Consider the following 14,807-nt stretch of genomic DNA (forward strand, 5'->3'; position numbering starts at 1 on the left):
TTAATACCTTACCTAATAGGGGATTTCCCTCATGCCATGTAGGGATTGATCCTGATAGCTGCCAACTTCATTCGGCTATTTAATTAGAAATGTAAATAAAACATTAACCATTTTAGGCGTCAATTCACGCAAGGTAGGTGTCAGATGAAACTATTAATGAAAAATATGGCGGTTGGTTTAACGCTTGCAGGATTCAGTTTAAACGCAGCGGCAGCCGCAGTGATAGGCTCTCAATTAGAGCAACAGCTTAAAACTATGTCGCTCACAGACAAAGCGATGGTGGTTGTAAGTTACGAGCAAATGGAAGCACTTAAAGCCACACAAATAAGTAAGTTAATTAATCTAGGTATCACACAAAGTGTGCAATTTAAGTCATTACCAATGATTGGTGTTGTTGCATCACCTACACAAATTAAAAAGTTAGCAGCAATGGAAGGGGTTCGCTCTATTTTTGCAAATAGACCTTTAACTTATTACAACCTAGAAGCGCGAGAAATTACGGGGGTCGAAAAGCTTCAATCAGACGAATTTACGGCTAATAATGGGATGACGTTTACAGGTAAAGGCGTCACCGTTCTTGTCAATGATTCTGGTATTGATGCGTCACTCGCTGATTTAGAGTATGGGGCTAAAGTCATTGAAAACGTGCAAGGGATTACTCATGCCAGTGCTATTTCAATTACTGGTGCAAGTGGTGTGTGGATTGAAGGCCAACTTAACACCGATTTAAATGTAGGTCATGGCACACACTGTGCGGGCACTGTGGCTGGTTGGGGAAGTCATTCTGATGGTAAGTACCAAGGTGCAGCACCGGGTGCTGATTTAATTGGTTATGGTTCTGGCGCAGGTATCTCTATTTTGGATGCTCTGGGTGGTTATGACTATGCCATTACCCATATTTGGGATTTTAATTCGCCGATTCGTATCATGAGTAACTCATGGGGAAGCAGTGGTAAGTTTGAAAGCCATGATCCTATTTCATTGGCGTCTTATAAAGCTTACAAGTTGGGTATGTTATCTGTGTTTGCTGCGGGTAATTCAGGTTCAGGCGAAGATACTCACAACCCATATGCACAAATTCCATGGGGAATGTCGGTGGGTGCAGGCACAAAGCAAGGTGATTTAATTGATTTTTCATCACGGGGTAAAAGTGGTGAACAAGGCACCTTTACTATGCCAGACGGCAGTGAGTGGCAGTATAAAAATGAAATAACAATAGTCGCACCGGGAGTGGATATTATTTCGACACGCGCAAAAACGAACATCGTGTCGAACGGCGGTGCAGATGACATTGACGCAATTGAAGCTGAATACTTACCTTATTACACAATGATTTCAGGCACGTCAATGGCCACCCCCCATGTTGCGGGTGTGGCTGCGCTGATGCTGGAAGCAAATCCCGACTTAACACCGCTGCAAATTAAACAAATTATGCAAGAAACAGCGACAAACATGCCGGGCTATCAAGCATGGGAAGTGGGCGCTGGTTATGTCAATGCGTATGCCGCTGTAGCAGGCGCATTGGGTTATAACGCTGAAAATAGTGTCACAGTAAATAACTTAAACGACTTTAATGCGAATGCCATTATTCTGGATGACAGCTCACCCACCCCATTTGAAGTGTTCTATTCACCAGTGGGTGAACCAGAAGAATTTACCTTTACTGTTGGCAGTGATGCTGCGTTTATCAATGTGGCTGCAGATGTGCTGGCGAACACCACTAAACTCAAACTTGAAGCACCCGATGGCACGGTTTATTTTGGCAACTTAACCCTGCCAGTACTTGATACTTCAATGCGTGTTTCAGCGCCAGCACAAGCCGGAGAGTGGAAGTTATCTGCGTTTGGTTTGACCTCGTTATCAGGTGTAGAAGCCGATCCTACAGGTGTCACAAATGGCCCAGGCTTACCTGAGTTTATTAGTGGTGAAATTAGTATTTTGAAGTCAGGTGGATACCAAGGGCTTAATGATATTTTTGTTCACCCAGCTCGAAAAGCGATTGAATTTGCGGTTAGTGAACGACTCGTTGATGGTCACGATGATGGCTACTACCGACCTGATGTAAACCTATCACGTGCAGAGCTTGCTCAGTATCTTGTGATGGGAATGGCAATCAGACAACAACGTGACATTCTGGCGACACAAAAACCGGCCTTTGTGGATGTTATGTCTGGTAGCGAAGCGTTTGTCGATGCCGTTACGTCAGTAGGCTCAGCGTTAAAAGACCGTAAACAAGAGCAAAATCCAGTAATGTCAGTATCGGGTCAGTCATTTAATCCGACGGGCACAGTTAGCAAAACCGATTTAGCGTACTCATTAGTGCAAGCACTTGGCTTACAATCGCAGGCTGGCAATCACACGGGCGATATCACGGTTGCTTACAACGGCGAACAAATCCCGCTTCGTGATAGCAATGCGATACCTAGCGAATTAAAAGGGTATGTGCAATTGGCTGTTGATATGTCGCTGTTAGGTGTCCGTTTTGAGCTTGAACAGGGTCGCTATGATTTAACACCGACGCTTGTTGCTTACTTTGAACCAGACACCGTAGTAAGCCGGGGTGATTACGCGGTGATTATTGGTCGAGTGTTCAATCAATATTTAAGATAGTTAAGTCCTTGATGAATAAAAACCAACCTGAAAAATGGTTGGTTTTTATCCGTTATTTTTCATTAAAAACTTGCGAAATATCCCAGTCGAAAGTAAGTTTAATGTTGTAGTTTGTTAAATAAAAGTGTTGCTTCGGCTTGCCGTCGTCACGAGAGAGTTGAGAATATGAGCCAGTTCAAGACGTTTTACATCATTGCATTTGCTTTAATAATGATGCTTTCAAGCCCCGTATCACACAGCACTGAATTAGTCAGTGTCAATGTTCAAGGTAATACTGTTGAGGCCGTGATTAACCTCCCTGCAAATATTTCAGCAGATATCACCCTTGAATTTGAAAATGCAGTAGGCCTTACCGCTGATAATATAGGTATTACAGCCGAAATTATTGATATCACGTCGCTTAATCTTTTGCAGCGATTACCAAACAGTAGCAATATTTCTTTGCAAGCGCTTTTTCCAATGATGATTACTATTGAGCCTGATACCAGTGGCGGTTTTTCGTTTTCGGGAGTCGCGAGTGTTGACATTCATACGCACAATTTAGAGTACACAGCGGGTACGCCGCTACGCTTTTTTAAAGCGCCTTTGGGCGGTGAGTTTAAAGATATTACTACAACAATGGGGGCGGGGAGTTACCGTGCTCGCGGTTCAACAGGCCGCTTTTCACAGTTTATAATTGTCGCTGACTTACGCCCTGCAACCGTTGTGATCAATACAAAGTTTAACGACTTACAAACGGCGTTAAATGCTTTTTCTAGCCAGATTGACAGTGTTGTTTATTCAACACTATTGCAAGACGTCGCCGATATTAATCAAGCAATTATGACGCTTGATTACAGCTCAGCGAGTAGCAAAGTTAGCCAGTTTATTAATAATGTGAAAGCTAATCGAGGCCAAGCAATTCCAGATGTGTGGCGCTCAAGCCGAGATGTCGATAATGTGATGGGTGAGCTGATAGCTTATGCAAATACGTTACGCTTTAGTTTGAGACTTGCCAATTAAGAATAATAAGGTTTGTAGAGTAGTTGTGTATGCCCGCTAGAATTACGGTTTGTTATACTGATCAGCCTGCGATGGAAAGCTATTTATACGAACAAAGTGGATACCTCATAGGACGTGCGAAAGAGTGTCAGTTAATTTTGGAGCACCCAACGGTGTCACGTCAGCATGCTCATGTGTCGCACAGTAATGATGCATGGCAACTTAATGATCAACGCAGTTTAAACGGCACGAAAGTAAACGGTGCCGTTGTCACTCACTCAACCCTTGCTGATGATGCAATCATTTCGATTGGTGATTTAGATTGCTTGTTTGAAGCAAAGTCAATGTCGCAAATAGCGGCCATTAATGAGCATAACACCTGGCGATTAACACAAAGTAAGTTAGCCTCACCGTCTTCTAATACAGACTATTTAAAAGAAAGCTTAATTGCCCAATTACATAACTTAATTACGTTAACAGGCACGCAGCGTGGTGTGTTGCTATTAGGCGAACAATTAGATTCACTGCAAGTGTGTATTGCGCAAGGTTTTAAAACGGGTGATTTTAAATTGAAACGCTTTGAAGGCAGTATTGGCGCAATCTCTCGTTGCTTTGAAAAAGCAGAACCCGTGGTGGCTATGGATGTGTCGGTACATGACTTACTCAAACACCGCGACAGTATTCAGTTGAAAAAAATATCCTCGCTAGCGTGTATCCCGTTACTTTTTGACGGTCGAGTTGTTGGGGTCGTGTATACCGACAGCCAATTAGCGGGAAAAGTACTGACTGATTTAGACATCGAAATTTTCCACAGCATGGGACTTCAAATTGAGGCCGCAGTGCAAGCCTTACTGTTGCAACAATCTATTGATAACTTACAAAAAGTGGTTACAGATAAGCACGTTAACGAAAATACTGGCTATACTTTATTTAATTTATGTCATTAACCCCTGTTAAATAGGTGATATGAGCAATAACGACGTTTCTAAAAATAGCAGTGATGAATTGCATGAAACTCAGGTAATTAGCTCACCGACTTATCTTAAGCCTGGCGAATGTTTACTTGGCCGTTTTGAGATTGAAGCCATGTGTGGTCAAGGTCAGTATGGGTGTGTTTACCGCGCCTACGACAAACAGCTTGATACACACATTGCCATTAAAGTACTTAATCAATCAATTAGTCAGCAATCAGATGCGATTGCAAAGTTCAAACAAGAATTACTGCATTTACGTCAATTAAGCCACCCGACTATTTTACGCGTTCATGAATATTATCATTGGCAAAATCTACATTTTATAACGATGGATTGGATTGACGGCCAATCGCTAGAAGAGGCTAGCCTAACTTTTCAGAGTCGTGAAGAGCTTATTACATTTGTCAGCCAGTTATTAGAGGCATTGGTTTTTGTGGAGCAAGCCAATGTTGTTCACCGAGATATTAAACCCGCCAATATTATGCTCGATAAAAAGGGACGACTGTATATTTCAGACTTTGGTTTATCGGTGTTAGGAGGCAGCGCAGATGTGGGCGATATTGTGGGGACGGTTCATTATGCCCCCCCAGAGTATTTGCAGTTTGGGGCTGTAAATTCGACTACTGATTTATATGCGGTTGGCGTGGTGTTGTATCAGCTGTGTTGTGGTGAACTTCCCTTTACTGGACAAAGCCTTGATGAGGTATTAACGGCAAAGCAGCTTAATAAAGCAAAATGTCACGCAAAGCATAAACAACTGGCTTTTATTGCGCCATTTATCAACAAACTTATTCATTCTCAAGTTAACGCACGTTTTAAAAATGCCACTGAGGCACAAACGGCATTTTTAAAACAAATTAAAGAAAAACCGCACAACATTAAAAAACACTCTATGTTGATGGCTGTCGTGGTGGTTATAGGCTTATTTATTATGGCTGCGGTGTTTTTAAGCATGCCACCCGATACTCCCCAACAGCCTGAGAAAGAATACTATGCAGTGGCTGTTTTACCTTTACAAAGTAGTGACGATAGCGTTGCACAAGGGCTTGCTGAATATATTAACTATCAACTGCATGAATTAGGTAATTTACGAGTAGTAGAGCAAGGCAGGCTAAGTCAGTTGCTCTCTCAACTTGGAATTACAATGCCGTTAGATGAGCAAAAGCTAGCGCTGGTGGCTGACTTATTAAATGTAAGCTACCTGATTGCTCCGCAACTATACCCAAGTGGTTCAGAGCAACGCGATATTAAATTTAATGTTTATCAGCTTGAAGGACACACATTACAGCAAAATATACTCTTAACGAGCGATTTTAATCAAGCTAATTGGCAACAAAGCGTGTCGAGTTTTACCGAGCGTTTTTCACAGCAATTGCAATTATCAACTGAAGTGAAGGCATTACAAGTTGACCCTCAACCTGCAGGTGAGTTGTTTATTGTGAAGTCGTTCCTGCAAAAAGGTGAGTTTGAAAAAGCGCAAACATCGTTATCGCAGTTTTTAACCAAGCACCCAAATTCAGGGCTAGGGTGGTTACTGCAAGGTGAATTATTGCTTGCCACCCAGCAATTTTTCGATGCTGAGAATGCTTACAATCAGGCCCTTAAGTTTGCTGAAGATAAAACCTACACAGCAAAATTTGCCAGTGCGAGGCTTAATGATCTCGCCGGTAAAGCAGATCAAGCTCAAGCTGACTATGCAGCCCTTGTAAAGGCATTTCCTTATGATGTGGAATTAAAAATAGCCCTTGCTGAGTTTTATTTTCTGACAGAACAACATCAAAAAATGGAAACGTTGTTGCTTGAGGTCGTTAACCTTGACCCTTACCATCCCGATGCATGGTTTATGCTTGGCCGAGCTGCATTTTTACAAGGGCAGTATCAAAAAGCGGTTGATGAGTATTTTGTTAAAGCCTTAGTAACTGCCAAAAAATCGAAAAATGCGTATCAAGAAGGCGAAGCGCTGAATGCGTTTGGTGTTGTTTACAATCAACTCGGGGAGATTGATTTAGCCTTTGATTACTACCGTCAAGCACTCGCTATCCGCGAAAACATTGACGACATTGCTGGAATGGCAACCACCATGGGTAACCTGTCTTCATTGCACCTTGCTAAAGCACAGTACACAGAAGCAGAACGCTATTTACAACAGAGCATTTCATTGTACGAGCAACTAGGCGATCAAGAAGGACTATCGCATACCTTTAACGAGTTAGGGGTGCTTGAAGAAGAGCAGGCTTTGTATCAAAAAGCACTTGAATATTATCAGCAAGGCCTCGACATACGCATGACGCTTGGCAATCAAATGCTGCAAGCCGAGAGTATGAATAACATCGGTTTTATGTATTTTATGCTGTTAAATAAAAAGCATGCGTTGGTTTATTGGCGTCAGGCTGAGCAACTGTATCAAGGTATTCAATACCCCTTGGGTATCATCCATGTAAGGCAGAATTTAGGGCAAATTGAATTAGCACAGGGAAATTGGCGAAACGCGTACCATCTTTTCAATAATACACTGGCAGATGCTAAACAACTCAACAGCACGTTTGAGCAATGGGTATCGCGTAGTTACTTATCTAAATTGACATTTTTACAAGGAAATTTTGCAAATAGCATCACTGAGTTAAGCGCCATTTATGAGCAAGCAAAGTCATTGCAAGATATTCGCGCGATGAGTGAATTTGGCTTGTGGCTTGTTGATTGGTCGTATCAATTAGGTGATATCACCGGCGCAGCGTCAACAATCGCGAGCTTAAAACAAGATATCGCCGATAAGGGCAACCGTGAGTATGTTAGCCGACTTGCATTTTACAGTGAGCTCATAACGGGTGAGATGATCACTCAACAACAAATGAGTGAGCCCATGAGCAAAGATTATAGCCAGGGCGCTATTTATATTGCCAAGCTCATTTATGCGGCTCGTGAAGCACTGCGTCAACAGCAAGATATTAGTGCTCATTTAGCGGCGCTGGGTAATGTTGATTTTACCTTATATCAATACGCCTATCTTGAGTATTTAGAGCTGCTTGCTGTACAGCAGTTTATGCAACAGCAATGGCCTGATTTTCAGGCAACGCTAAAACAGGCTGATATTCTGCTTCGTAAGATGGGAGGGTACTGGCGGAGTTTTCAATTTGATCGATTAAGAGTGCAGTTTGCTTATCACAATGAGCAAGCACCCAGTAGCTTAAAAGCAAAGCTTAATTCAGAGTTAAACACTTTATTGGCCAATCTTCCTAAAGACAGAAAGGCTGAATTTTTAAACTATCAAAGTTATTTTCAACTTGATGATTCGTTACAGGACTTGGCTGGTTATGAATAATGATAAGGATATCACCTCGCTGGTGGCAGAGCTTAACCAAAAGCAGCAGCAAATTTCGCAGCAACTTTCAAACTCTAATGAGCAAATGCGTGGTTTAGCAAAGCGTGTTTGGCAGGTGCAAGAGAATGAGCGAAAGCAAATAGCACAAGAGCTGCATGATGGGGTTGGGCAGCTACTCACCGCTTTAATAAATCAATTACAGCAAGCAAAAAATGAAGCTCCCAGCCATGCTCTCAATGAGAGTATTGAATTAGCTCGCCAAGCATTATCAGATACTCGGGTTATATCACGGCTTATGCGACCGCGCATATTAGACGATTTAGGCCTTGTGCCTGCACTTGAGTGGTTGGTGAGAGTGATGTCTGAACAGCAGACGTTTACTATTAACTTACATCACCAAGTTGATAATAACCTAGCCAGTGATATACAAACCTTGGTATTTAGAGTGGTACAAGAAGCGCTGACCAACGCCATTAAACATGCGAAGGCAAGCCTAATTACCATTAATGTGATAGCAACAAAAAGCATGTTAATGGTCAAAGTAAAAGATAATGGTCAAGGTATGGAACTACAACCTGATGATCTAACGACAGGCTTTGGCTTAGGGGCAATGCGAGACCGAGTTATAGCATACGGTGGTCAGCTAACGGTCACGACTGCGCCACAGCAGGGCTGCGAAATTAAAGTGCTAGTAACAGGAAATAATTAATATGATTAGCGTACTGATTGCTGATGACCACACTATTTTGCGCCAAGGTCTGGTGAGTTTACTGAGCAATGACCCTGATATTCGAGTACTTGCTGAAGCGGCAGATGGTTTATCTGCCGTACAAAAAGCACTTGAATTAAAGCCAATGGTGATTGTTATTGATATTAGCATGCCAGAATTAAACGGCATGGAAGCGGTTAAACGACTTCATGAGCATTTACCAGAGGCTAAAGTACTGGTGTTAACCATGCATGAAGAGCAAGAATACGTAATACATATGGTGCGAGCTGGTGCATCTGGTTACTTGTTAAAAGACAGCGCCAGTGATGAGCTTATTGATGCCGTAAAAGCACTTGCTCAAGGGAAAACCTATTTTAGCCAATACGCTGCCAGTGTATTAGCAACCATGTCATTAAAACCGGCTGAAACCTGGGATGACCCTTATCGTAATTTAACCAGTCGTGAGCGTGAAGTTTTTCATCTTATTATCGAAGGTAAAACCACCAAAGACATTGCTCGCTCATTAGATATCAGTGTAAAAACGGCTGAAAATCATCGTGGTAAAGTGCTTGATAAGTTACAAGTCGCCAATGCGGCTGAACTGGTCCGTTACGCTGCAAAATATAATTTACTCATATAAAGGTGTTTTAACCTTCTTGCTCTAGGGGTTTTCCCCCATTTTTAAAAGCCTGCGTGTTTGCCATGCTGAGAGAGTCAAAACAAATTAAGGTTTACTCTCATGCTTAACACTCAATTAAAATCACAAAAACTACTCGCGGGTCTTGTTGGCGCAGGACTAAGCTTAATGTCACTGAATTTATCAGCTAAATCTTTGGGGCCAGAAATTAGTCAGTTACTGACCCAAGCAACAGAACAAGATGTGTTCGAAGTTATTGTTACGTTTGAAGGTAATAAAGCGGTCGACTCTGAACTGATGAGCGTCATTCAGTCGGCAGGTGTGTTAGGCGGTGTGAGTTTAAAAAGCCTGCCTATGGTCGGTATTACGGCAACTAAAGCTCAAATCGAGGCTATCTACACATCAGACAAAGTTCGTTCAATTTGGTACAACGCGCCACTATCACTAGAAAATGATGGTTCAACTCAAATTACTGGTGTTGACCGATTACGTGCCGATAGCTCTTTACGACATAAAGGCATGCCGTATTCTGGTCGCGGCATTGGTGTTGTCGTTAATGATTCAGGGGTGGATGGAACGCATGGCGACATCAAATACCCTAACCACGTAGTACAAAACGTGCTTGCGCAAACAAACTTAAACTCGTTGTCGAGTGTATTACCCATTACTTACCAAGAAGACGTTGATAACACTGATATTGCAGGCGGTCATGGTTCACATGTAGCGGGCATTATTGGTGGTAATGGTGCAATGTCGAGTGGTAAGTATCAAGGGGTCGCGCCGGGTGCAAAAATTATCGGTTATGGGTCGGGTGCGGGCTTATTTATTCTAGATACACTGGGTGGTTTTGATTACGCTTTAACACATCAATTCGATTATAACATTCGTGTTATTTCAAACTCGTTTGGTAATACAAGCGACACAGGCACAGATTTTAACCCAGATGATCCAACAAATATCGCAACCAAAAAGTTGGCAGACAATGGGGTAATTGTTGTTTTCTCAGCGGGTAACTCAGGAAGCGGTGAAGGCACGATTACCGGCAATTTCAAAAAAGCACCTTGGGTTATTACTGTGGCAGCCGGTGATAAAACCGGTAATTTGGCCAGCTTTAGTTCTCGCGGTGTGAAAGGTAAAGGTGGCGTTGTTAGCATTAATGGTGAACAGCTCGAATGGCAAGATAGACCAACAATTACGGCGCCAGGTGTTGATGTTATTTCAGCAAGAGCTTCACTTTCAAGCTTGAGCACCTTGAGTCTAGCTGATGACAGTGAAATTATGGATATTAATCATGTGCCGTATTACACATCAATGAGCGGCACCTCAATGGCTGCACCACATATTTCAGGTATTGTCGCGCTGATGTTAGAGGCGAATCCAAACCTGACATGGCGTGAGGTGAAAACCATTTTACAAGAAACCGCGACAAATATGCCCGGACTTGAAGACTGGGAAGTCGGGGCAGGCTATGCAAATGCTTATGCCGCACTACAGTCAGTGGTTGATCAACAACGTGAATTTGGTACCACGACTAAACTTAACCGTAACTTTAATGCTCAAGCGCAAACATCAGTGCAGGCTGAGTACAATGACACCGTTGATTTTAGCCCCGTGGGTGATAATTCAGGCACCCTTATTAATGTTAGCCCAGATGCGTCAATGTTGATGGTGAGTGCCAATGTTTCTGACAACACCGTAGGGTTGTCACTCACCAGTCCTTCGGGTAAACGTTATGGCTCGAGTATTGCGTTGCCAGTACTGGGCCAAAATATTGCTGTAACAGCCCCAGCAGAAGCCGGCGAATGGGTGCTAAAAGCCAGTGGTATTGGCGGTTTGTCTGGGGTAGATGTTGACCCCCTCGGTGTAACCAATGGTTATGCTGTGCCAGGCTCGATTCCTGTAAAAGTAAAAATAGTTAAAACAGATGGTTACACTGGACTTGATGATGTAGCCGATGATCACCCTGCAAAAGCGTTTATTGAAATGGCAGTGAGTGAGCAGTTAGTCGATGCAACAGAGAATGGATTTAAACCCGATGACTTTTTACTTCGCCAAGAATTAGCCGACTTTTTAACACTCGGCGCAGGAGTGAGACAATCAAACAAAGCGACACAAGTAAGCTATACCGATGTTGATGCCTCGTATAGCGCAGCAATTAATGCAGTAACACAAAAAGGGGCTGCGCTTCGTAATACAGCACAAGATCAAGCGCCTGTAATGTTGACTGATACAACGATGTTTTCACCAACAGAGCAGGTGAGTCGAAGTGAACTTGCTTACTCGCTCGTGCAATCATTAGCACTGCAAGAAACAGCAGCTACGTTTAGCGGTGATATTACAGTGGTTTACAACGATGAGCGATATGCACTGGAAGATCAACATACCATTCCTGACCACCTTAAAGGGTATGTACAGCTGGCGCTAGATCTTGGCATTTTGAATGCGTACTTTGATGTACACCAAGGCCGCTTCGACTTAGAGCCAAAAGTAACCGTACACTTCAATGGTGATGAATCGGTAACGCGTGCTGACTATGCTGTAGCTGCAACACGTTTTTACAATAATTAGCCTCCCTTCACCGATGCTAATACCACTTTATTCCCCTGTAGAGTGGTTTTTAAACAAAAGACCCAGCAACAGCTGGGTCTTTCTTATTTTAAAGTAACAACAGAGTTATTCAATATTCTGGATCTGTTCGCGCATTTGTTCAATTAACACTTTAAGTTCGACAGCTGCGTTTGTGATGTCGCTGTTAATTGACTTAGACGCAAGCGTATTCGCTTCGCGGTTAAACTCTTGCATCATAAAGTCTAAACGACGACCGCAAGCGCCACCTTTCGTTAAGATTTTTTTAGTTTCTTTAACATGCGATTTTAAGCGGTCTAGTTCTTCGGCCACATCTTGTTTTTGAGCAAGGTAAATAAGTTCTTGCTCAAGACGTGATTCGTCGATATCCGTTTTTAACTCTTCTAGTTTTTGATTTAGTTTATCGCGTTGCCATTTAGCTATTTCTGGTAAGTGGCTCTCAACAATGACTACTTGCTCTAAAATTGCATCTAAACGGGTTGCAATCATTTCGTGAAGGTTAGCGCCTTCATCGCCTCGTGCTTGTTTAAAGTCTTCGATTACTTCATCAAAGCCTGCGATCAGTGCAGTATTCACACTATCCATGTCTAACTCTTCAGCCTCCATCACACCTGGCCAACGTAAAATATCAACAGGGTTGATGTCGCCATTGCTTTGTTGCTGCACCCATTGCGCGCTTTTAATAAGCTGCTCAGCCAGAGATTCATTAATTGTCAGCTCACCAACATGTGCTGGGTTTGCTGCAAATTTTAGGAAAACTTCTACTTTTCCGCGCTGTAGGTGTTTGCGTAAACGTTCACGGATAACAGGTTCCATCCCACGAAATTGCTCTGGTGCGCGGATAAAAGTTTCAAGGTAACGTTGGTTAACTGAACGAATTTCCCAAGTGCCAGTGCCCCATTCGCCTTTAATTTCGCGACGCGCATAAGCTGTCATGCTGTGGATCATGGATGATTTCCTAGTGTTATTTATTTACAAATTTGGTTGATTATACCGTATCAGCCTTTAACCTCTAGCGGAAATTTTTTCAGCTGCATATTTCACATTCATTTAATTATGTAAATCAACATGGCATCTACACGTATATATACTTATAATGTGGCAAATTCAGATTTAAGGGGATCGTTAATGCGTCCAAGCGAAAGAACACCTAACCAAATTAGACCGGTTACATTTACACGTAATTACACTATGCATGCTGAAGGTTCAGTATTAGTAGAGTTCGGAAATACGAAAGTATTGTGTACTGCAACTGTTGAAGCAGGTGTACCACGCTTTATGAAAGGCCAAGGTAAAGGTTGGGTTACGGCTGAATACGGTATGTTGCCACGTTCAACACATACCCGTAATGGTCGCGAAGCAGCTCGCGGGAAGCAAGGCGGTCGTACAATGGAAATTCAACGCTTAATCGCACGCGCATTACGTGCTGCGGTTGATTTAAAAGCGTTAGGCGAAAACACCATTACAATTGATTGTGACGTAATTCAAGCTGATGGCGGAACTCGTACTGCATCAATCAGCGGCGCATGTGTTGCGCTTGTTGATGCGCTGACGTACATGCGCAGCAAAGGCATGATCAACTCTAATCCACTTAAACATATGATTGCAGCTATTTCTGTGGGTGTATATAAAGGTCAACCAATTACAGACCTTGAATACCTAGAAGACTCTGAAGCAGAAACCGATATGAATGTTATTTTGACTGAAACCGGCAAAATCATCGAAATCCAAGGCACTGCCGAGGGGGAACCTTTCTCGTTTGATGAATTAGATGAGCTACTATCACTGGCTAAGCATTCTATCCGTGAAATTATCGATGCTCAAAAGCAAGCTTTAGCATAATTTAGAAGTAGGTTAATTTAGTAATGAAAGATTATCAAAAAGAGTTTATTGAATTCGCACTTGAAAAGCAGGTGCTTAAATTTGGTGAGTTTACTTTAAAGTCAGGCCGTACTAGCCCTTACTTCTTTAATGCAGGTTTGTTTAATACCGGTCGTGATCTTGCTCGCTTGGGACGTTTTTATGCTGCGGCACTGGAAGATGCAGGCATCGAATACGATGTTTTATTTGGTCCAGCCTATAAAGGTATTCCAATTGCAACAACTACCGCGGTTGCATTAGCGGATCACCACGATAAAGATGTACCTTATTGCTTTAATCGTAAAGAGAAAAAAGCACACGGTGAAGGGGGCACATTAGTCGGTTCTGAGCTTAAAGGTAAAATCATGTTAGTTGATGACGTGATCACCGCTGGCACAGCCATTCGTGAATCAATGGAAATCATTGCAGATAATGGTGCAGATTTAAGTGGTGTGCTTATTGCTCTAGACCGTCAAGAAAAAGGCAAAGCTGAGCTTTCTGCGATTCAAGAAGTTGAACGTGACTTTGGAACAAAAGTTATCTCTATTGTGAAACTAGCAGACTTAATTAGTTACCTAGAAGCAAAAGGCACAATGGATGAGCATTTAGCCGCGGTTAAAGCGTATCGTGACCAATACGGCATTGCATAATTAGTTAATTGATTAATCAATTTTAAAAAGCCCAGCTACATTAGCTGGGCTTTTTGTTTTGATTTAGTGGGCCTTAAACAAGGAAAAAGGTTATTTAAGCGTTAATAAAGTTTCACTTTTGTGCTGTTTAGATAAGAATTGGTGAAAAAGCCCTTTTTTTTAAAGTTTTTAGAAAAAAGTGCTTGCGTAAAAAATCCATCTCCCTATAATGCGACCCCACTGAGACGGCAGGCGCGACGCGCAGCGGAGCAACGCTTAGCGAGGCAAGAGCAGCTCAGGGTGTTAAGTAAAACTTAGTTTCGAAAAGTTAAATTTTCTCAAAATTAAGTGTTGACAAAAAAATAGGAAGGCGTAATATACGCAGCCCTAGCGAGTTAAAGTGAAGTGCTTTAATCGCAACGTTCTTTAACAATATAAAGCAATCATCTGTGTGGGCACTCGTACAGATTGAGTTCTAACAGTCGAGCTACTTAGGTAGTAA

Annotated in this window: 10 protein-coding genes; 9 read left to right on the forward strand and 1 reads right to left on the reverse strand. The window is 42.4% G+C overall.

Features of this window, described 5'->3' with window-relative positions; genetic code table 11:
• The first annotated feature begins 144 nt into the window (after window positions 1–144).
• The 7 genes from ACSSVW_RS16660 (at window position 145) to ACSSVW_RS16690 (ending at window position 11,798) form a co-directional block, all read left to right on the forward strand.
• A complete protein-coding gene (locus tag ACSSVW_RS16660; protein WP_454179741.1) occupies window positions 145–2,610 on the forward strand; it encodes a S8 family peptidase in 2,466 nt (821 codons plus the stop codon).
• A 165-nt stretch (window positions 2,611–2,775) separates the two neighbouring features.
• Window positions 2,776–3,612, forward strand: a complete 837-nt coding sequence (locus tag ACSSVW_RS16665) for a DUF6689 family protein (protein WP_036973011.1) — start codon at window positions 2,776–2,778, stop codon at window positions 3,610–3,612.
• 29 nt (window positions 3,613–3,641) lie between these two features.
• Window positions 3,642–4,538, forward strand: a complete 897-nt coding sequence (locus tag ACSSVW_RS16670) for an FHA domain-containing protein (RefSeq protein WP_454179742.1) — start codon at window positions 3,642–3,644, stop codon at window positions 4,536–4,538.
• Window positions 4,539–4,557: 19 nt separating this feature from the next.
• On the forward strand, window positions 4,558–7,884 hold the full coding sequence (locus tag ACSSVW_RS16675) for a protein kinase domain-containing protein (RefSeq protein WP_454179743.1): 3,327 nt from the start codon (window positions 4,558–4,560) through the stop codon (window positions 7,882–7,884).
• Window positions 7,877–8,593 (forward strand): sensor histidine kinase, encoded by a 717-nt coding sequence (locus ACSSVW_RS16680; RefSeq protein ID WP_454179744.1) that lies wholly within the window; start codon window positions 7,877–7,879, stop codon window positions 8,591–8,593. Before ACSSVW_RS16675 ends, ACSSVW_RS16680 begins: the two co-directional genes overlap by 8 nt.
• A 1-nt stretch (window position 8,594) precedes the next feature.
• Window positions 8,595–9,233, forward strand: a complete 639-nt coding sequence (locus tag ACSSVW_RS16685) for a response regulator (RefSeq protein ID WP_454179745.1) — start codon at window positions 8,595–8,597, stop codon at window positions 9,231–9,233.
• A 99-nt stretch (window positions 9,234–9,332) separates the two neighbouring features.
• Window positions 9,333–11,798 (forward strand): S8 family serine peptidase, encoded by a 2,466-nt coding sequence (locus tag ACSSVW_RS16690; protein WP_454179747.1) that lies wholly within the window; start codon window positions 9,333–9,335, stop codon window positions 11,796–11,798.
• A gap of 105 nt (window positions 11,799–11,903) precedes the next feature.
• Here ACSSVW_RS16690 and ACSSVW_RS16695 read toward each other — a convergent pair whose 3' ends face one another.
• Window positions 11,904–12,764 (reverse strand): YicC/YloC family endoribonuclease, encoded by an 861-nt coding sequence (locus ACSSVW_RS16695; protein WP_036973004.1) that lies wholly within the window; start codon window positions 12,762–12,764, stop codon window positions 11,904–11,906.
• Between the two features lie 180 nt (window positions 12,765–12,944).
• On the opposite strand from ACSSVW_RS16695, the gene rph reads away from it, so the two are divergent.
• Complete coding sequence (gene rph, locus ACSSVW_RS16700; protein WP_036973003.1) at window positions 12,945–13,658, forward strand: ribonuclease PH; 714 nt, start codon at window positions 12,945–12,947, stop codon at window positions 13,656–13,658.
• Window positions 13,659–13,681: 23 nt separating this feature from the next.
• Window positions 13,682–14,326 carry an orotate phosphoribosyltransferase gene (gene pyrE, locus ACSSVW_RS16705; protein WP_036973002.1) on the forward strand — a complete coding sequence of 215 codons (645 nt, stop codon included), beginning with the start codon at window positions 13,682–13,684 and terminating at the stop codon, window positions 14,324–14,326.
• Window positions 14,327–14,807: the final 481 nt, after the last annotated feature.

The sequence above is a fragment of the Pseudoalteromonas sp. MBR-15 genome, assembly GCF_053628915.1.